We start from the raw sequence: 19,995 nt of genomic DNA on the forward strand, positions 1-19,995 counted from the left end.
CGAGATTGCTCGTTATTGCTTGTGATTGGCCCAGACGACTGGCAGGATGTGGCGCGTTGGTGAATACTTTCCCGAAGGGCGCCCGCCGTGACGGATGTCGTTTACGACCCGCTCGCCGCTCAGCGGACCGCGGATGGCCCGGATTTTGACGTACTCCTGAGCGGCACGGTCTTCCTCGACATCATCTTCACCGGCCTGAAGACCATGCCGTCGGCTGGGACTGAGGTGTGGGCGGGCGGCATGGGCTCCTGCCCGGGCGGGATCGCCAACCTCGCCGTCGCGTCAAGTCGGCTGGGTCTGCGTACCTCCCTGGCAGCGGCCTTCGGCGACGACGACTACGCCGACTTCTGCTGGCGCACCCTCGCTGAGCAGGAAGGCGTCGATCTCAGTCGTTCGCGTCGTTTTGATGCCTGGCACTCCCCGGTCACCGTCTCCATGGCCGTCGATCGCGACCGCAGCATGGTCACTCATGGCCACCCGGCGCCCATATCGGGCAACGAGATGATCAGGGTGCCGCCGCGAGCGCGTGCGGTCATGGTCGACCTCGGCCACGACGTGGCCTGCGGGACGGACGAGCCCACGTGGGTCGAGGCCGCCCGCACTCAGGGCGCGCTCGTGTTCGGTGACGTCGGCTGGGACCCCACCGGCGAGTGGTCGCCCAGGCTCCTGGACCAGCTTGCCGGATGCGACGCGTTCCTCCCCAACGCCCCCGAAGCGATGGCCTACACCCGGACCGAGACCCCCAACGACGCGCTGTACGCCTTGGCGGACGTGGTTCCCCTGGCGGTGGTGACCAATGGCGCGCAGGGTGCGCTGGCGATCGACGGGACGACGGGCGAGGAGGCGCAGATGCCTGCGTTGCGGGTGCCGGCGCTCGACCCGACCGGAGCGGGCGACGTCTTCGCTGCCGGACTGGTCGTCGGCACGCTCGCCGGGTGGTCACTGCGCAACCGGTTGGCCTTCGCCATCATGTGTTCGGGCCTGGCGGTGCAGCAGTTCGGTGGCTCCCTTGCCGCGCCGGGCTGGGGCGACATCGCCGACTGGTGGCATGCGCTGCGCGACAGCCTCGGCGGCGGCTCGTACATGGCGTCGTTGCGCCGGCGCTACGAGTTCCTTGAGCAGATTGTGCCTACGGTGCCGCTCGGTGGGGTCCACCGCGCCGCAGCCACCATCGCGCGGCACGCGGACGTGGAGGGGCGCCAGCTCATGCCCCGGCCACGCCCAGATGCTGTGCAGGGCGTCCATCCACCCTCATCAAGGAGCAGGAGATGAAGTCGTTCAGGTCAAGGACCCTGATCGCGGTCAGTGCGATCGGTGTCCTCGCGGTCACCGCATGCGCCCCCGGGTCCTCGAGCCCTTCGCCGTCGGCGAAGCCCAACGCCGCGGTGACCACCGACGCGGCCAAGTTGGGCAACGTCACCCTGATCGTCTGGGACCAGGAGGTCCGCGGTGGACAGGCCGCGCAGATGGAGCAACTCAACAAGGACTTCCAGGCCAAGTACCCCAACATCAAGATCCAGCGCGTGTCCCGTTCCTTCGATGACCTGAAGACCACCCTCCGGCTGGCGCTCAGCGGCAACGAGGCCCCTGACGTCGTAGAGGCCAACAACGGGCGCTCTGACATGGGCGAGTTCGTCAAGGCCGGGCAGTTGCTTCCGCTCAACGCGTACGCCGCCGCCTACGGCTGGGACCGCAGATACCCCGAGTCGGTGCGCCAGTACTCGTCGTACAGCCCGGACGGCAGGACCTTCGGGGAGGGCAACCTCTACGGGCTACCCCAGGTGGGCGAGGTGGTCGGCATCTTCTACAACGCAAAGAAGCTCGCCGAGTTCGGCCTCCAGCCACCCAAGAGCTGGTCCGACCTCGAGAGCGCGATGGCTACCGCCAAGGCCAGGGGCGAGGTTCCGATGATGCTCGGCAACCTCGACAAGTGGCCGGCAATCCACGTGTTCGGCACGATCCAGGGCCGCTCCACCTCGCCCGACGACATCAAGACGCTGGCCTTCGGCCGCAAGGGCGCGTCGTGGAAGACTCCCGACAATCTCAAAGCGGCCCAGGAACTGGTCGACTGGGTCGACAAGGGCTACTTCGAGCCAGGCTTCAACGGAACGGGCTACGACCCCGCCTGGCAGGCGTTCAGCAAGGGCAAGGGCGTCTTCCTCATCGGAGGCACGTGGCTGCAGGCCGACCTCGCCAAGGCCATGGGTTCCGACGTGGCGTTCATGCTGCCGCCGGCGGCAAACGCCGGTGACAAGCCGGTGGCCACCGGTGGCACCGGGCTGCCGTTCGCCATCACCGCCAAGAGCAAGCACCCCGACGCGGCCGCCGCCTACATCAACTTCATCACCAGCGAGCAGGCCATGAAAGTGCTCACCAACACCGGCAATCTGCCAGTTGCCGACACATCGAGCCAGGCCGTTGGCGGCGGACTGCAGAAGGATGTCTTCACCGCCTTCGGAGACATCGTCAAGGCGGACGGGCTCGTGCCGTACCTGGACTACGCGACGCCGACGATGTATGACAGCGTCACCGCCTCGCTGCAGGATCTGCTGGCCAAGAAGAAGACGCCGGAGCAGTTCCTGGACTCGTTGCAGAAGGACTACGGCGACTTCTCCGCATCCAACGGCTGACGGCCGGATGACCGCGACGACAACGGGGGCGGTCCGCGAGCGCAGCCTCGTCGGACCGCCCCGCCGGCCCCGCGGGACCGGATACCTGTACGTCCTGCCTGCCTTCCTCGTGTACGCGGCGTTCCTGCTGTACCCGCTGGCGCGATCGGTCCAGATCTCGTTCTACGACTGGGACGGGCTGACCCTCGGCCGGTGGGTTGGCCTCGACAACTACGCCGACGTGCTCAGGAACGACGATCTACGGGACGCCTTCGGGCACGCATTGGTGCTCATGGTGTTCTACGCGCTCGTGCCGTTGTGCGTCGGCCTCGTCCTAGCCTCGATCCTCAACCGCGCAAAGGTCCGTGGACTGTCGTTCTTCCGCACCGTGGTGTTCCTGCCGCAGGTCATCGCGATGGTGGTCGTCGCCGTGGCCTGGCGGCGCATCTACGCTCCTGATGGACCGCTGAACTCGCTGCTGCACGCGGTCGGTCTCGGCTCGCTCACCCGTGCCTGGCTGGGCGACTACGGTGCGGCCCTTCCGGCCGTCGGCTTCATCGGCACATGGTTCGAAACCGGTCTGGTGACCGTGCTGCTGCTCGCCGGCATGAGCCGCATCTCCCCAGAGCTGTACGATGCGGTGCGCCTCGACGGAGGCGGTCCGGTCCGGGAGTTCTTCGCCGTCACCCTACCGTCGGTTCGTGGCGAGATCGCTGTGGCGCTGACCCTCACGGTGATTGCCGCACTGCGGACGTTCGACCTGGTGTACGTGACAACCCGTGGCGGCCCGGGCGCGTCGACGTCGGTGCCGTCGTACGAGGTGTATCACCGTGCCTTCGAGCTGGGGAAGGTTGGCTCGGCAGCCGCCATCGGGGTCTGCCTGACCATCATCATCTTCGTGATCTCGTTCGCGATCACCCGCGTCGGCGACAGGGACTCCACGTCATGATCTCCCGTGCGGAGCGCTCCGCGAACTACGTCATCCTGGTCCTGTTCGCCGCCTTCGCGCTCGCCCCGATCGGGACCGTCCTGGCCGCTGCGTTGGGCCCGGACGACGCCCCCGGCAGCGGGTCCGGCAGTGCCGCCAGCATCGCCGGATTGCACGTCGGCAACTTCGCAGCGGCCTGGCACGTCGGGCACTTCGGCACGTACCTGCGGATGAGTCTGCTGGTGTCGGTGTTCGTCGTCACGGTCAGCGTGATCCTGTCCATCTCAGTGGATACGCGTTGGGAACGATGCGTTTCCGCGGCTCGACGATGCTGTTCTACGCCTTCCTTCTCGGCATCATGATGCCCAGCGAGGCCATCGTCGTGCCGTTGTACTTCGACCTGAGGACGCTGGGTCTCACCGACACGTTCTGGGCAGTGGCCCTGCCCCAGGTAGCCCAGTCGGTCGCGTTCGGCACGTCTGGATGCGGGCGTACTTCCGTACCAGCAGTCGGGCACTGGTCGAGGCTGCGCGCATGGACGGAGCCTCGACTCGCACCATCCTGTGGCGGGTGCTCGTCCCAATCGCCTGGCCCGCCGTCATCACCCTGATCGTCCTGACGTTCATGTGGACCTGGAACGAGTTCCTCGTCCCCCTGGTCATGGTGACCGCCGAGTCGCTGCGCACCGCACCGCTCGGGCTGGCGTTCTTCCAGGGCCAGTACACCCAGGGGTTCACGCTGCTGGCAGCCGGCGCCGTGATCGTCGCGACGCCGGTCGCCCTGCTCTACCTCTTCCTGCAGCGCAAATTCATCGCGGGCATGCTCGAGGGCGCAGTCAGGGAGTAACGAGGCCCGCACCCAACCACAAGGAGGCAGCTCATGAAGATGTCGCGCAGAGTCTCTGCGCTCGTGACGGCCCCTCTTCTCACTGCGCTCAGCGTGGTCGCGGCAGGCCAGTCCGCGCATGCCGCCGAGACTCCACCTCAGGCATACCACGCGGACAGTTCGGTCAAGATCAACGTGATGGGTGAGTGGGCTCACCCCGACGACGACACGAGCATCATCGGGCCGTGTGGGGTATGGCACCAGCGCTACGGCATCAAGTGCGGGATCATCATGGTCACGCGCGGCGAGGGCGGCGGAAACGCCATCGGCCAGGAGCTCGGCCCCGACCTCGGGTTGCGACGTGAGAACGAGGACCGGGTGGCGCACTACCGCTCCGGCACGGTCGACATCTTCAACCTCGACCGGGTGGACTTCTTCTACAACCAGAGCGCCCCGCTCACTCAGAGCTTCTGGGGCCACGAGGAGACGCTGCGCCGGATCACCCGGATCATCCGGATGACCCAGCCCGACGTGTACATAGGCTTCACCCCGACCCTCGGCGCCGGTCACGGCAACCACCAGCAGGCGGGGCGCTTCATCTGGGAAGGCGTCCTCGCGGCGGCGGACCCGCACATGTTCCCCGAGCAGCTCACCGGGCCGAACGCGTTGAGCACCTGGCAGGTCAAGAAGGTCTTCTCCGGCGGCAGCACGGCGGGGACCGGCGGAACGACGACCGCCGCCAACTGCACCACCGGCTTCGTCCCGACCCCCGGCACCAACCTCGACACCGTCGCCGGCGTGTGGACCGGCTTCGACTCGCCGTACCTGTGGCCGGCGGGCAACCTCCAGGGCAAGCCCGCGGGCACCCCGAAGATCTGGCAACAGGTCGCCGACGAAGGACGACTGGCCTACCCGACCCAGAGCAGGGTGATGTACCAAGGCAGCTCGAACCCCGCGTGCCCACGCTTCGGCATGACCGAGTCGTTCGTGCCGTTCCAGCCGAACCTGCGTCCTGACGGGTCGCCCAACCCCCCGGCCGGCAGCGACGACGCCCTCCTCAGCGGCGCGACCAGGCCCGACCCTGGTGGTCTGCCGCTGGGCACACTGGAGTATCTGACCTTCTCGCGCTTCTACAATGTGGCCTCGACGCCGTTCCAGGCGACCCTGCACCTGAAGTCGCCGCAGGGGAAGATGCCCGGCGGCCAGGTGGCGCTGACCGTGCCGAGCGGCTGGACGGTCGACGGTCCCAAGACCGTCGGGACCATCTCGGACAAGGCTGAGACCACCGTGACCTTCACCGTCACACCCGCGGCCGACGCCGGGGTCAACCAGAATCACAGGATCTCCGCGCTGTTTTCCAGCGGCACCAGGACGGGGTACACGGACAGGGTCGTGCGCATCGTCACCCCGGTCGAGGGCCGGTTCCAGCGGTGGGGCAACTGGGCGGAGTACGACCGGTGGCTCAGCGAGACGGCCCCGCAGGCCGCACGCCTTGGCCGGTCCGCCGCGATCCAACGTATCGGCGTCGGCGGCACCCAACAGGTGCCGGTGGTCGTGCACAACTGGTCCGCCACGCCGCAGCGCGGGCAGGTCTCCCTGACGCTGCCCGCCAACCTGACCGCCGACGCGGCGTCAAAGGATTACGGTCCCCTCGGTCCCGGCGCGGAGACGACCGTGACGTTCACGCTCACCGACACCGACACGTCGCTGCCGGCGAACCAGCAGGTGTCCGTCCCCATCACGACCACGTACAGCTCGCCGGCCGGAGCAGGAAGCGAGACCCTCGCCCTGAGCATCGTTCCCACCACCGCCATCCCGTCGGTCGCGACGGGACCTGTCGTGGACGGCGTCGCCTCCGGCGAGGAGTACCCGGGGCCGCGGCTGGACATCGGCCGGATCTGGCAGGGCGCCTCAGGCTGCACCGGAACTGCCGACTGCGGTGTCTCCGGCACCTCGGACCCCGACAGCAGCTATGCCACGGTGAGCCGCTCGGACGACGCGCTGTACTTCTTCATCCACGTCCGCGACGACTACCAGTCGTACGCGGCGACGCCCGCTGAGTGCGTCGGTCACTGGCAGGCGGACTCCGTCGAGATCCTCCTCGACCCGCGAGGGACCGCCTCCCAGGACCTGAAGGACACCGCCAACACGTTCAAGCTTGGCGTGTTCCCGTTCACCAACGACCCGCAGAACACCAACGGCAACGGCGCCAACGCCCCCTGCTGGGAGCGCGATGCCGACAACCATCAGGGCTATTCGACCGGCCCCCTGGCCAACACGGTCAGCGACGCCCCCAACGCGCCCGGCGTCCAGGTGGCCTCCACCGCCCGTTGGGTCGCCTCGAACAGCACCACCGTCGACCACGCCTACACCGGCGGTGGGTACGACCTGGAGGTGAAGATTCCCATGGCGGACCTTCCCGCCGCAGTCGACCCGGCTCACCTGGGCCTCAACATCACCCCGTACGACAACGACAACACCGCCGCGGCCGGCACGACCACGCTTCGCCACATCGACATGAGCACCCGGCTCGGCTGGTCGGCGTTCGGCAGCGTCCAGTCCGACCCGTACCGCTGGGGGCAGGCGATCGTGCCGGGGTACACCCCACCCGCCGGACGACCGGTGACGGCGCCCCCGCCGAACGTCTCCAACCCCAACCTCAACGGCGCCACCTCACCGCAGACCATCTGGCAGTCAGCCCGCAACGGCGTCCCGATCTCCGGGCGGGTGCCGGCCCCCGCCGATCACCGGATCAGGATCAGCAGCCCTGCACTGACCTCGACCTCAGCGACCTTCGACATCACCGCGAGCGGGCCGGGGACAGCCCGGGTGTTCCTCTGGACCGGGGACGTCGGAGCGATCCCGGTGTACCAGACCAGCTGTTCGCTCGCGGCCGACCCCCCGCCGGACTATGGCCTGACCCCCTGCGCCGTGTCCGACGGTGGCATCCCGCCGTGGTCGCCGGACATGAGCGGTCACGTGGTCAAGCAGGTCACCGTCGACGTCCACGCCGGACTCCAGCGGGTCAGCATCCCGCTGGACCCCGGGGCGCCCTCCCCCGAGCGGGCGCTCGTCTCTTTCGAGACGCCACGGGACGAGGTCCAGGCCTTTGACGTACCGCTGGGCCGGTGACCCCCGCAGGCCGGACAAGCTGACCGATACGCGACGGGGCGGCCCTGTGAGCACAGGATCGCCCCGTCGTCCGGGTCAGGAGCTCGGCCGGGGTCAGGACCTGCGTGACGCTGTCGACGGCTACGGCTTGGCCAGCTGCCCGGCCGAACGGGCCTAAAGGACGTCGAACTCGTTGCCCTCTGGGTCGGCCATCGTCACATGGTCCGGGGCACCGTCCGGTGCGTCGACCCGGAGTACGGTTCCGCCTGCTGCCACCAGTTTGTCGACGATCGCCTGGACCCGCGGCCAGCGCACCTCCAACGGCTCGTGCCGGCCGCCGCCGACGTGGATATCGAAGTGCATCCGGTTCTTGACTGCCTTCGGCTCGACTTCATGCTGGAAGAATCGGAGATCTTTCCCGAAGCGCACTGGGCAACCTCGACAAACCAGGAACCGAACCGGCTTCAGATTCCGGCCAACGCCAGCACCTGATCGAACCCGCGAAGCTGGGCTGGCGAACTCACCATCGGCAGCACCAGGGCCGGTATGCCGACGGCCACGGAACCGCCGTCGCATCCGGGATGGTCGCCAACCATCAACGTTCGATCTGGCTGTGCCGCCAGGGCTTCGACTGCGGTGCGCCAGATCCGTACATCGGGTTTGACGAAGCCGACCTCGTAGGAAAGAACGAATGAATCGATGTAGCGGTCAAGCCCGTGCCTCGCAAAGCAGATGCGAATGTCCCAGCCCACGTTGCTGACCACGCCAAGGCGAATACCGCGGGCACTCAGCGCGGCGAGAGTGGACGCCGTGTCCGCGTACGGCGCCAGCGCTTCGGCGCGCGTTTCGTGCAGGGCTCGCGCAAACGGCAAGTCCACCCCACGGATTTGCTGCAGGACAGCCAGAATCGCCCGGTCCCACACCTGTGGGTCCAAGTCCCGGGCGATGTGAGCAGGGTCCGTAGCCGTCGTCCGCAGCAACTCAGCGAAATCCGAGGCGATTCGCTCCGCCTCACCGGCGGCCACCTCCCGGCCGATCAAGGCCGCCGCGCTGCCGACCCAGCGGTTGGGGTCTCTGGCGAACAGGGTCCAAGCGAAATCGAACAGGACGGTTGTCACGGGTTTCGAAGGCACCAGGTCACCCTAGATCAGCGGGACGATTGACATGGGCCATGATGCTCCTGACTGCGCTCGACGCAGAACAGGTCGAGTTGCCCTCCGGGCCGGCCTTGGTCACCCGACCGGGGCCGCTGGATACCGGCAGTCCCTAGGTGGAAACCGATTCTTGGTTCGTCACGCTTCCCCTCCGGCACCTTCAGGAACGAAATACCGGGCCGGATGCCGTCGGGGTCCTCGATGAAGGCGCCGTCGTCCCACTCGTCCTCGGGAACCTTGAAATGGGTGTGCCATGCCTCCCAGCTGGCGAACCCATCTGGTGGGGCTGCCGGGACGTACCCCAGCGCGAGGCACCAGAATTCGGCCAGTTCGCGCGGGTGCGCGCAGTCGACGGTCAAGGACCACTGCTCGGACATCGCCACACCCTAGACGGCCGAAGGTCAGACCGAGGGCCGGGCGAGTTCGGCCCGGCTACGCGCATTCACCGGTGCGCAGCCCTCACTCCATGCCGCGCCCCGACCTCATGAAGATGTCATCTAGCCGGACGTGTCCCCCACGTCCCGAGACTGATCTGTCACGCAGGTCCTGAGACCCGACATTGGCGGGGTTGGCATTGTCGTACTACGGATGACGCGTTACACGCTGGCTCCACTTGATGCGTTACACCGGCCCTTGACCGTGCCGGGCACGGTCGGTGACACCGACGGCCGCGCTGCTGTTTGCGGTTGTCCGCCTGCCGAGGCGCGGACGCGTGTTGCTGTCGGTCAAGGGACGAACAGTCTGAGCGAACGCTGCAGACTGCTCGCCGTGCCGTGTGTCAGGGCGGACGCGACCAGCGTCGCCGGAGCAGGGGCAGCATCCGCGGCAAGGGATACGGCGGCGGCGACGACCTGGGCGACAACGCAGGAGTATCGAGCGACGACGGCGTCATGCCTACACCAGAGTGGCCCGGCCCATACAAAAACCACCGTTGGGACGGGCGTGATCGCGGCGAAGTGGTGCTTGGATCGCCGTCACATTATCGGACAGCCCCGATGCGTCTCGGCGTCGGACCGCTCAACTAATTTCCGCGAGTGCTGTCGAGATTTCCAGCAAGTCCGCAGGGGCGAGCCCAGCGGGACCGTCGGGGTTGCGCATGCTGTACCGGCCATCGCTGACTCGTACGCCGTTCACGTGTCGCCAGGTTGGCCGGGGCAGGTTTTCCAGCAAGTAAGCGGCGAGGTGGTCGACCCTCGTCCCTGCGCCACAACTTGTCAGTGCGGCGGCCACCCTCGCCGTCGCCTCAGGCGGTAGATCCCGGTCGCCGAACGCGGGGAGCAGTAGCAGCAGCCGAGCGTTCGGCTCTACTACACCGTAGGGTGCACCGGAGAAGTCCGCTGTAGTGCCAAGCTCGGGCCAGCTCAGCCCCGGACGCATTTCGTGCCCTCCGACGGTCGCGAGCCTCAACGCGTGCTTCCCGCCGGGACGGCACAGAAGAAAGTCGCAGAAGTACTCCCTGGGCAAATTGAAGTATACGACATTGACCTCGTGCCCGTCGCGCAGTCCGAGCTGGAACACCGGCCAGGCGTCGGGATCGCGCAGCCGGCGATCAGAGTATTCGTAACAATCCTCCACCTCCACCCCGAACGCCTCGGTGACAAAAGAGTCATCTTGTGGCATCAGCATGGACGACAGATAGGTAGGCCAGAACAGCGGATCACTCAGGAAGGCGGCACCATCGATCAGCGGATCTTGCTCGTATCCGTAACCAGCAATATTCACGCCTAGCATCGTGCCATGCCGTCGTCGGCGGCAAAAGCCGGGACCGCACCATGGATCATCACCTCCGACGCCAGCGTGGACCTCTACGCCCAGTAAGCGGCGATACCGGCCAGGATCCGGATAGGAGCTGCAAGAAATCCGGCCTGGGCCAGGAACGAGACGGCACCCTACTCCCTGTGGTCGTGGTGACACTACGAGACCGGATCCGGTGGCAGTTCAGATTCGATTACTGCGGCTGCCGATCCTCCAGATGCCTTATGGCCACACACGGCGCTGCTTCGCAAATGACCGGGGCGTCCTGACCGACGAAGGTCACCTGCTCAAGCAGTAGGCCCGACGCCGGTCACCCAGTGTGAAAGCAGAGCCTCAGACCGGACGGGAGACTGTCAGCCTTCAAGTGAATTCGATGTGTCACGCATCAAGTGGAGCCCGACATGGCGGGGTTGGCATGTGTGTGAGAACTTTCTGTACGGGATCAAGCGCGGCCCGCGCCGCGGGCCGCTCGCGCCGCCGAACCTGGGCCGGGCCGATGGCCCGCCGCCGCGCCTCTGGCCTTCGGCCGCCAGCGCGTCGGTGTTAGCCCGCCGGCGGCGCGACATACGACGAAGCCCCGGGCCGCCATGGTTGATGGCAGATCCGGGGTTCGGTGTTGATCAGGACAAGGCAGTGCCTCCGGCGGGGTCCTCGGGCACTCCGGGATGGTTGGCGCCATCCCGACAACCTTCGTCCGGGCAGAGCCGAGCGGGCAGGGCCTGCCCGGTCAAGGTCGTTCAGCCGCTGGGTGCTCCACCTTGACCGGGCAGGCCCCACCCACTCCACAGTGTGCGGACGAAGGCCGACGGGATGGCTAGGAGGCACAGGTGGGGAGGGGCGGCGGGTCGTTAACCGGACGACGAGCGGTCGGGTCACCGCTTCTCTCAGTCCGCGACGCCGATCGGCACGACTGTCGTCCTGCGGACCGTTGTCATAGGCTTGGAGTCGCACGCCTTGAGCCGTCCGGTGGAGTTCGGCGGTGGGTCCTTGGATGACTGTGGACGCCATCAACGGGGCGCCGTTGGCTGCTGAGGAGTGGAGCAACCAGGCATGAGCAAACTGTCATTGCGGAACGAGACCTTTCTAGAGGCCGTGCTCGGCATGGGTGGCGGCTACGTCCTGGACTTCTCGAATGCCTCATTCGCCAACTTTTTTGGCGACTTGAACGTCGACATCTATGACGAGCAGAAGTATCCAGGCTTCGGTGACTCCAAAGCCAATCGGATGCGTGCGCTGTGGAAGGGCGGGTCAGACGCCGAGGTTTCATCTTCGCTCGCCGCGCTCGCTGATTACATCGAGGCCAAGAAGGCCGCTCCGGACTCTTCGGCCTTCTGTGGCGAGGACATCACTGACGACCAGGTTGCGAAGATTCGAAAGATCGCTGAGGAGCTTGGCGACGCGGCGCAGACGGCAACCGCTACGGCAATTGATAAGACGCCAGCCAGCTTCACCACCGAAGCCACGGTCACAAACAATAAGATCCAGATTGAGATCCACGAGGACATCTACAACCACATCGGGCGCTACCTCGCGACCGGGGACCACTTCCATGCAGTCGAGGAGTCATACAAGCTGGTGCGCGGGAAGCTCCGAGAGATCACAGGCAAGGAGAGGGCTACCGATGCGTTTGCAGCGGCGAACATCGAGAAGCTGTTCGGTCATCAGCCGGCGAACGATGCCGAGAAGGACTTCTTTGAAGGCGTCAAGTTTCTCAACATGGCCATTCAGTTCCTGCGCAACGAGAAGGCCCACACCCCGGCGACGCCCCTCGACCCAAACCTCGCCATTCACTACATCTCACTTGCGAGTCTAGCCTACGACCTGATCACGCGGTACGTCAGCGAAGAGACGATCAAGGAGATTGAAGACCTAGTTCTCGCCAAGCGCCACAGCTACCGATCCCACACCGCCTTCTATCGTGAGTTCGACGGCGGGAGGTGGCTACGTGGCCTGCAGCTCCCAGACAACATGGCGTCGTCGGCGGTTCGCAAGGTGCTCAAGAACAAGTGGCTAGACGAGGCTGACTTCACGCGAAGCTACGACCACAGCAACATCGTGCTGATGCGGCTTGAGCTGGTGGTCGACGAACTCGCAGAGACTGACCTGGACCAGCTATTGGATCTGCCCACGCAGGACTCGTACGGTAACGATCAGTCGGCTGGCATGTTGTCGTTCTTGGAGTTTGTTCAGCAGCAACATCCAGACATACTCTCGCAGAAGGCGAAAGACTGGATTGTTAAGAAAAGGCTCGAATAGTTTATCGTGTCGTGCAACTGAGTGATCGGTCCGTACCAGCGGCGACAAGCGTAGGCAAGCGTCGGCAGGCTCCGTCCTGATCGGAGCGCCGATCCATCCGATTGACGATGTTCGCTCGCTACCGTGGGTGTAAGGGGTTCAAATCTCCTCGGCTCCGCCGGTAACGCCGTTGAGCGACCAGAGCGCCACCGGTCGGCGGGCGCGGGTACAGCAGCGATGTACAGCAACCGACGACACCAAGCACAACCAGGCTAGCCACCATCACGCCGTCGACCAGCGGCGCGAACCACACGGAACCGAGTTGCCGATCACTGGGGGTCAAGGGGTCGTCGGTTCGAATCCGGCCGTCCCGACAGCGAGAGGGTTTCCGCAGGTCAGCGACTTGCGGGAGCCCTCTTTTCATTGCTTGGCATGGATGCCTGGTCTAGCACGCCGCTGTTGGACTCCTTGACTCGGGCAGGTTGTCATGCCACTTCTCGATCTTCAGAAGCTCACCGTCGGACTGTCCCGGACCTGGTCCGGGTTCCTGCGGGACTGGGACCGGTCGCTGCGGGCCGGGAACTACCCGCAGACCTGTGCCGTTCGGAAACTCGTCGCTGCTGGTCAGGCTGCGTATCTGTATTCGTTGATGACGCCGCCGAGCACTCGGGTTCGTAGGAGTCGTTGAGCGGTCGGGTCGGTCATGGGCGCCGGGTGCTCCTGAGTGAGGGGAGGGAGCTGTCGTCGAGCCTGGTGCGGGCGATGGCGGTTGTAGTGGCGGGCGTAGGCGTCGAGGATGTGGCGGGCGTGGGTCTCGTTCCAGATCAGCAGGTGGTCGAGTGCTTCGCGTCGCAAGGTTCCGATGACCCGTTCGCAGTGGACGTTCATTCGAGGGGCCCGTGGCGCGGTCCTCACGACCTCGATGCCGTCGGCCGTGAAGACCGTGTCGAATGGCTTGGTGTACTTCGCGTCCCGGTCGCGGATCAGGAAGCGCAGCGAGGTGACCCGTACGCCCAACTCGGCGGCGAGGTTTCTTGCCTGCTGGACCGTCCAGGATGCCGTCGGATGAGCGGTCACCCCGGCGACGTGCAGTCGGCGTGTGCCGTGTTCGAGGAACACCAGCGCGTACACCCGGCGCAGGTCGACCAGGTCGATGTGTACGAAGTCGCAGGCGATGACGCTGTGGGGCTCGCAAACCAGATTCGCCTACGCTGCCTGCGAGTATTCGTTGATCAGTCCGCCCAGTATCGGGCGTCGTTGGACGCGGGCGGCGTTGAGGTCAACGACCTGCGGCGGTGGGTTCGGTGGTCGCTGTCCGAGTGATCGGTGTGGCCGGTGGCCGTTGTAATGCTCCGTGTACTCGGTCAGGACGCTCGACAGGTGCCGTTCGCCGACGATGAGAATTTGATCGGTGCACTCGCGCCGTACCGTGCCGACCCAGCGCTCCGCGAAGGCGTTCGCTCTCGGGGCCTGTGGCGGCGTGCGGAGCACGTCGATACCGGCGGCGGTGAAGACCGTGTCGAAGGCCGTAGTGAACTTCGTGTCGCGATCGCGGAGCAGGAACCGGAGCCCGTCGGCCCGCTGATCGAGGCTCATGAGCAGATTCCTGGCCTGCTGCGCCACCCAGGCACCGGTCGGGTGCGCGGTGACTCCGACGATGTGCACCTGGCGGCTGGCCAGCTCGATGAAGAACAGGACGTAGATCCGCTTCAACAGCACGGTGTCGACCGTGAAGAAGTCGCACGCCAGGATCGTGTGCGCCTGGGCGGTGAGGAACCGTCGCCAAGTCGGTCCAGTCCGGCGGGGCGCCGGGTCGACGCCGGCGTGGTGCAGGATCTTCCATACCGTGCTGGCCGCTACCTGGTAGCCCAGACGAGCCAACTCGCCCTGCACCCGTCGATGGCCCCAGGTCGGGTTCTCCCCGGCCAGGCGCAGGACCAGTTTCCGGATCTCGCGGTCGACGGGTGGCCGGCCGGGTCGCGCGTGTGGGTAGGTCCAATGTCGTGCGATCAGCTGTCGATGCCAGCGCAGCAGGGTCGCCGGGGTGACGAAGAACCCCGCCCAGCGTTGCCGGGGCAGCAGCCGCGACAACGCCGCCAACACCACCCGATCCGCGGGCTGCAGATCGGGTCGATGCACCTGTCGGCGCAGCACCGCCACCTGATGCCGTAAGACCAGCAGTTCGACATCCTTGGCGCCGCCGTCCCGGGCTAGCTGGGTCAGCATCTGCAGGATCTGACGCAGGAGCAGGTACACCAGCGAGGCTGCCATACCTTGAATCGTCGCCGCCCTGGTTCGGCCGACCTCGCACAAAGCCGCACGTCACAACCACCGAACCGAATTTACGAACCCAACAGCTGCCACTACCTCGCCGTGGCCTAGTCCGGAGCACGGGGGCGCACGCCAAGGGCTTGACCGCTGCCATTGAGACTCTTCCAGTTGGGCGCTCCACCTTGTCGCCCTGGCCCTGGTCCGCTCCACCAAGGTGTGGGTCGGCGGCAGACGGGATGACTAGCTTAGGGTTGGCGGATGTCTTTCCGTCCGGGTCAGGCCATCGTTCGCCGCTATCACAAGCGCGATGTCGTCACGTGGGTTCAGGCCGCCATGGTTGTCGCCGACGACGACGACGGGCTGCTGCTGTGGGAACCTTGCGGCGCCCCGCTGGTGCTCTACCGCGATTCCGCCGGTCGGAGCCTCAAGGACGCACCGATCGACGAGTTGGTCGGAGCTTCGCACATCCATACCAGCTTTCAACATTACAGCGCACTGATGTTGCACCCTGCGGCCGCGAACTATTCGGTGTGGTGGATGTTCGCGGATGAGCGCTTCGCCGGCTGGTACGTCAATCTTGAAGCACCGTTCGAGCGGCATGCCATAGGTATCGATACCACGGACCATGCGCTCGATCTGGAGATTGATCCGCAACGCCATGTGTCCTGGAAAGACGAGGCGGAGTTCGTTGCCCGAACCGGTCATCCCTGGTACTGGGATGCCGCCGAAGCGGCGACGATTCGGGCTACGGCCCAGCGAGTCGCAGCACTGGCGGCCGCAGGCGCGTACCCGTTCGACGGCACTCACTGTGACTTCCGGCCGGACCCCGCTTGGAGCATGCCGGAACTACCCGATGGATGGAACCAAGCGCCGGTGTCGCCGCCCTCGAAGGCAATGAACCTGTCCGGCGGAGCCTCATAGGCTCCGGGCGAGGCGGGCGTCGAAGATCATCCGGTACAGATCCACTACAACTGAGAGCAACCAGCGACGACAGACGTTGGCAAGCGTCGGCAGGCTCCGCCCTGGTGGCAGCGTCAATCGGTCTGATTGATGATGTTCCCTCGCTACCGTGGGTGTAAGGGGTTCAAATCCCCTCAGCTCCACCAGTAACGCCGTTGGGCAGTGGAAGCGCCGGCACGCGAGGTCAAGCAGTTGAACCTTGCCGTGCTTGCTGGCCCGGGGTTTAGGTGGTCTGAGGTGTGATGGCTGGCGTTCGAGTCGGCGAGTTTGGGGCAATGATTACCGGGCCTTGATTGGGTATCGTGCTCGAATGATCTTTGAGCGGGGGCAGACGATCGTCCGCCGGCACCTGTATCCGGACGGTCGGGTCGGCTCGGTGCTGTGCGGGCGGGTGGTCAGCGACGACGAGCGCGGGCTGGCGCTGTGGATCGAGGCGGGCTCACAGGCCATGCGCCGGGTTGACGGCGCTGGCCAGCCGACGCGGAAGCTGTCGCTGCTCACGTCGCTGCGGATGACGACGATGCTCAGCCTGAGTACTTGGGAGCCTTTCCGGACTCTGATGCTGATGCCGCCAGGTGCGGCGCATTCGGTCTGGTGGAGCTGGCGGCAGGACGGCGATTTCGACGGCTGGTATGTCAACCTGGAGCGTCCGGTCACCCGGTGGGCTGGCGGGGTCGACGTCTACGACCAGGAGCTCGACCTTCTCGTCTATCCGGATGGTAGGTGGTCGTGGAAGGACGAGGACGCGTTCGCGGAGTACACCGGCGAGCCGGCGTTCTGGGATGAAGTCGAGGCCGCCGCCGTTCGGGCCGAGGGCGAACGACTGCTTGCCCTGGCCCGCGCCGGGGACGCGCCCTTCGACGGCCGGTGGATGGACTTCCAGCCGGATCCGGCGTGGCGGCCGACGTTGATGCCGCACTGGTGGGAGTTGCCGGCGAACGCGACCTGCTGGGCTCCCGAGTACTTCCAGCCCTGAAAGCTGCGATTCTCAAAGATCAACTAGTACAACGCCAGTACAACTGAGTGCCGCAGGAGCTGTGAAACGTCGAGAGGCGGTGACGGGTCCGGCGGAGGTCGGAGCGCCGACCGGTCCTGCACATCACCGCGATCAACGAATGGCTCTGACCCGCCTACGAACACAGCCTCATGGTCCGTGCTCCGCTATTCGGGGTCCGGGCGGCGCAGCGTCAGCGACTGGAACCGGTGGCCGCGGCCGGTGTCGACGGGGTGGAAGTCCACGACGTCGAACCATGTGGTGGCGAAGCCGAGTAACTGCTCGTCGGTGCGCCACGAGAAGAAGCGAGGCGGCACGTGCTCGTCATCGTCGATGGGGCCTTCGGCACTCTCGTTACCGCCGTACACGCCGAGGAAGACGAGCCCGCCGGGGCGCAGGACCGCCCGGATCGCCGCCAGGACTGCGGGCAGGTCGTGGTTGGGCACGTGCAGCAGGCAGTTCATCGCGAACACCGCGTCGAACGAGCTGGCCGGGAAGTTCAGTTGCAGGAAGTCCATGACGTGGGCCTCGATGCCCTTGGCCCGGCAGTGCTCGACCATCACCGGCGAGAGGTCAGCCGCGACGACGGCGAAGTCCTCCTGCTGGAAGTAGGCGCTGTCCTGCCCGGTGCCGGCTCCGATCTCCAGCAGCCGCGCGCCCGGCGACAGTCGGTCACGGAACGCCTGCCGTTCCGCCAGCTTCCACGGCTCCTTGTTGAGCCCGTCACGCAAGGCCGCCTCCGCGTCGTACGCCTCACGCAGCGGGCCGAGCACCTCGTCGTATCGCACGGTCATGTCGATCATTATCAACGGGCCGGACCGGTCGCGTGCCCCGCCGCGACCGCCCCGGCGCGTCTTTCGCAGGGCTCGCCTCGACAAGTCCTATGAAACACGCAATAGGGGCTCAAATCCCCTCAGCTCCACCAGTAACGCGGTTGAGCGACTGGAGCGCCGCCGACGGGCGGGCGGGCGCGGGTACAGCAGCGATGTACAGCAACCGATGACACCAAGCCGAACCCCGGTGACCACCATCAGACCGTCGACCAGCGGTGCGAGCCGAACGGGACCCTACTGCCGATCTCTGGGGGTCAAGGGGTCGTCGGTTCGAATCCGGCCGTCCCGACGTGTTGACCTGGGGAGATGAAGATCTTCTCAGGTAACGGCGGTAACATCGGGTAACGGATGATCTTTGTTGGCGGTAACCGCATGGCAGTTGGACATCGGCCTGATCGCTGTTGATCGCTCTGACCTGCCGCTTCATCTGCGTCCTGGATGAAGCGGCATTTTGGTCTCTTGATTCCACGTCAAGCGCTGCAGATGTTGCCAGCTGTCGCTGCGTCGGGCGGATATATGAGCCCTCGGTGCGCGGCAGGTTGGTTGGCTACCACAGCTGCTGGTCTTCCTGAGGTGACGGGGGCCGCAGTTGAGCTTGGCGATTGAGAGTGTGAATGCTGAGTGTCTTCTAGATCTCCGTCGGCCTCGGACCGACTGGATCTTCCGTCTACTGGGCTGAAATCCACTTAGGAAGGGGGTTGGGGTGGCCACGACCTACCGTCATTTTCCAACCTGAACGGATCTTGTCCTCGCCGTCTCCCGGCACCAGGCCGGAACCCTCCTAGTGCAGCTCCGCGTTAATCCTTGAGGGGTCAGGACCAGGCGGTGGGGTCGCCGAGGTAGAGGCCGCAGGCGCAGTCGATGGCCTCTTCGGGGGTGCCAACGGGTTGGCCGTTGGGTAGGAACGAGTCCTCGTAGCCGTCGCGGCTGGCCAGGTGGATGGCGAAGCCCCACCGGTCGGCGCTGCCGGTGTAGCGCAGCCGGCACAGGGGCCAGATGTCACCATCCTCGTCGGCGTCGATGTAGGCGTAATCGCCGCGGAAGCGCACCACGAGTCGGGTCAACTGGGGCCAGCGGGCCGCCCGGTGTGTCTCCACCCGGTCGGCGAGGGTGGCCTTGACGGCGTCGGTCGGTCGCACCATGCCGTTCATCGTGCCCGACCACGGTGTGTCGCACCGCGTGGCTCCCGTCGGCGTTGGTACAGATCCTCTTCGCGTGGCCGAGATCATCCCCCGGCCGGTCACGCGGAGAGGTCACTCCTATGCCGCCCCGCGCCCGGAGCGTGGTCATCGACGCTGAACACCGTCCCCGGCTGGAGGCCCTGGCGCGATCGCGGACCGCCCCGCTGCGCGACGTCCAACGGGCCCGCATCGTCCTGGCCGCCGCCGACGGCGCCTCCAACGCCGCGATCGCCCGGGACCTGTCGATCAGGGAGTCCACGGTCCGTACCTGGCGGGGGCGGTTCGCCGAACACGGAATGGCCGGGCTGGGCGACCGGCTACGCCCGGGACGACCCCCGATCTACGGCCCGGACACGCACCTGCGGATCGTGGCTGCCGTCACCAGCGAGCTGCCCGAGGCGGACACCGTATGGTCGCATCGGCTGCTGGCCGAGCACCTGCACGAAGACGGGATCAGCGCCTCCCAGATCGGGCGGATCCTGGCCGATCTGGACCTCAAGCCCCACCGGGTGCGCGGCTGGTTGACCCGCCGCCCGGATCCGGCCTTCTTTACCAAGGCCGCCGAGGTCTGCGACCTGTACCTACACCGACCCGACGGATCCGTGGTCATCTGCGTTGACGAGAAGACCGCGATCGCCGCCCGCAGCCGCAAGCACCCCGACCAGCCCTGCCGAGCGGGCCGAATCGCCCGCCGCGAGTTCGAGTACGTCCGCCACGGCACCGTCTCGATCATCGCAGCCCTGTATGTCCACAGCGGCCAGGTCCACACCGAACGCATTGGCCGCAACAACTCAGATACCTTCATCGACTTCCTGACCAGGCTCGACCAGCGCATCGACCCGACACTGACCATCCACCTCGTGCTGGACAACGGCTCCTCACACACCTCGAAGGCCACCCGCAAGTGGCTGCGGGACCACCCCCGGTTCCAGCCGCACTACACCCCCGCCCACGCCTCGTGGCTGGACCAGGCCGAGCTGTTCTTCTCGATCCTGACCCGCCGGCTGCTCCGCCGAGGCGAGTTCACCTCCCAACAAGACCTCGCCGACCGGATCGACAAGTTCGTCACCGTCTACAACCGGACCGCCAAGCCCTTCCGATGGACCTACGACGGCCGACCACTCAAAGCAGCCTGATCC

The 19,995-nt window shown here is 66.2% G+C and carries 18 protein-coding genes; 10 read left to right on the forward strand and 8 right to left on the reverse strand.

Going from position 1 to position 19,995, the window contains the following annotated elements:
* The first annotated feature begins 87 nt into the window (after positions 1-87).
* From OG799_RS06220 to OG799_RS06245, 6 genes are all read left to right on the forward strand, one after another.
* Positions 88-1,272: a carbohydrate kinase family protein gene (locus tag OG799_RS06220; RefSeq protein WP_406043966.1), complete on the forward strand. Its 1,185-nt coding sequence runs from the start codon at positions 88-90 to the stop codon at positions 1,270-1,272.
* Between the two features lie 113 nt (positions 1,273-1,385).
* Positions 1,386-2,630: an extracellular solute-binding protein gene (locus OG799_RS06225; RefSeq protein WP_406043968.1), complete on the forward strand. Its 1,245-nt coding sequence runs from the start codon at positions 1,386-1,388 to the stop codon at positions 2,628-2,630.
* A gap of 7 nt (positions 2,631-2,637) precedes the next feature.
* Complete coding sequence (locus OG799_RS06230; protein ID WP_406043970.1) at positions 2,638-3,558, forward strand: carbohydrate ABC transporter permease; 921 nt, start codon at positions 2,638-2,640, stop codon at positions 3,556-3,558.
* The gene (locus OG799_RS06235; protein ID WP_406043972.1) at positions 3,555-3,899 is read left to right on the forward strand and encodes a hypothetical protein; all 345 of its coding nucleotides are present in this window, start codon (positions 3,555-3,557) and stop codon (positions 3,897-3,899) included. The genes OG799_RS06230 and OG799_RS06235 overlap by 4 nt, the downstream gene beginning before the upstream one ends.
* Positions 3,900-4,020: 121 nt before the next feature.
* Complete coding sequence (locus OG799_RS06240; RefSeq protein ID WP_406043974.1) at positions 4,021-4,383, forward strand: carbohydrate ABC transporter permease; 363 nt, start codon at positions 4,021-4,023, stop codon at positions 4,381-4,383.
* Positions 4,384-4,560: 177 nt separating this feature from the next.
* A complete protein-coding gene (locus tag OG799_RS06245) occupies positions 4,561-7,494 on the forward strand; it encodes a PIG-L family deacetylase (protein ID WP_406043976.1) in 2,934 nt (977 codons plus the stop codon).
* 153 nt (positions 7,495-7,647) lie between these two features.
* Here the strand turns inward: OG799_RS06245 and OG799_RS06250 are convergent, their stop codons facing one another.
* The 4 genes from OG799_RS06250 to OG799_RS06265 form a co-directional block, all read right to left on the reverse strand.
* Entirely contained in the window at positions 7,648-7,902 is a 255-nt protein-coding gene (locus OG799_RS06250) for a VOC family protein (protein ID WP_387121109.1), read from the reverse strand.
* 35 nt (positions 7,903-7,937) lie between these two features.
* The gene (locus tag OG799_RS06255; RefSeq protein ID WP_406043979.1) at positions 7,938-8,606 is read right to left on the reverse strand and encodes an HAD family hydrolase; all 669 of its coding nucleotides are present in this window, start codon (positions 8,604-8,606) and stop codon (positions 7,938-7,940) included.
* A 14-nt stretch (positions 8,607-8,620) separates the two neighbouring features.
* Positions 8,621-9,004 carry a VOC family protein gene (locus OG799_RS06260; RefSeq protein ID WP_406043981.1) on the reverse strand — a complete coding sequence of 128 codons (384 nt, stop codon included), beginning with the start codon at positions 9,002-9,004 and terminating at the stop codon, positions 8,621-8,623.
* A 640-nt stretch (positions 9,005-9,644) separates the two neighbouring features.
* Positions 9,645-10,349 (reverse strand): hypothetical protein, encoded by a 705-nt coding sequence (locus tag OG799_RS06265; RefSeq protein ID WP_406043983.1) that lies wholly within the window; start codon positions 10,347-10,349, stop codon positions 9,645-9,647.
* 1,083 nt (positions 10,350-11,432) lie between these two features.
* Here OG799_RS06265 and OG799_RS06270 point away from each other — a divergent pair.
* Positions 11,433-12,638 (forward strand): TIGR02391 family protein, encoded by a 1,206-nt coding sequence (locus OG799_RS06270; protein WP_406043985.1) that lies wholly within the window; start codon positions 11,433-11,435, stop codon positions 12,636-12,638.
* A gap of 603 nt (positions 12,639-13,241) precedes the next feature.
* Here the strand turns inward: OG799_RS06270 and OG799_RS06275 are convergent.
* Positions 13,242-13,748, reverse strand: a complete 507-nt coding sequence (locus tag OG799_RS06275) for an integrase core domain-containing protein (protein WP_406043987.1) — start codon at positions 13,746-13,748, stop codon at positions 13,242-13,244.
* Positions 13,749-13,823: 75 nt separating this feature from the next.
* Positions 13,824-14,888 (reverse strand): integrase core domain-containing protein, encoded by a 1,065-nt coding sequence (locus tag OG799_RS06280; RefSeq protein ID WP_406043989.1) that lies wholly within the window; start codon positions 14,886-14,888, stop codon positions 13,824-13,826.
* 258 nt (positions 14,889-15,146) lie between these two features.
* Between OG799_RS06280 and OG799_RS06285 the strand changes: the two genes are divergently transcribed.
* Together OG799_RS06285 and OG799_RS06290 are read left to right on the forward strand one after the other, a co-directional pair.
* A complete protein-coding gene (locus OG799_RS06285) occupies positions 15,147-15,809 on the forward strand; it encodes a DUF402 domain-containing protein (RefSeq protein WP_406043991.1) in 663 nt (220 codons plus the stop codon).
* 349 nt (positions 15,810-16,158) lie between these two features.
* The gene (locus OG799_RS06290) at positions 16,159-16,824 is read left to right on the forward strand and encodes a DUF402 domain-containing protein (RefSeq protein WP_406043993.1); all 666 of its coding nucleotides are present in this window, start codon (positions 16,159-16,161) and stop codon (positions 16,822-16,824) included.
* A 185-nt stretch (positions 16,825-17,009) separates the two neighbouring features.
* On the opposite strand, the gene OG799_RS06295 is transcribed toward OG799_RS06290, so the two are convergent.
* Together OG799_RS06295 and OG799_RS06300 are read right to left on the reverse strand one after the other, a co-directional pair.
* Entirely contained in the window at positions 17,010-17,645 is a 636-nt protein-coding gene (locus OG799_RS06295) for a methyltransferase domain-containing protein (protein WP_406043995.1), read from the reverse strand.
* Positions 17,646-18,487: 842 nt separating this feature from the next.
* On the reverse strand, positions 18,488-18,817 hold the full coding sequence (locus OG799_RS06300) for a hypothetical protein (protein WP_406043997.1): 330 nt from the start codon (positions 18,815-18,817) through the stop codon (positions 18,488-18,490).
* 119 nt (positions 18,818-18,936) lie between these two features.
* Between OG799_RS06300 and OG799_RS06305 the strand changes: the two genes are divergently transcribed.
* Positions 18,937-19,992, forward strand: coding sequence for an IS630 family transposase (locus tag OG799_RS06305; RefSeq protein ID WP_406043999.1), 1,056 nt, complete (start codon positions 18,937-18,939; stop codon positions 19,990-19,992).
* The last annotated feature ends 3 nt before the right edge of the window (positions 19,993-19,995 follow it).

It is taken from the genome of Micromonospora sp. NBC_00898 (genome assembly GCF_045207895.1).
GTDB lineage: Bacteria > Actinomycetota > Actinomycetes > Mycobacteriales > Micromonosporaceae > Micromonospora.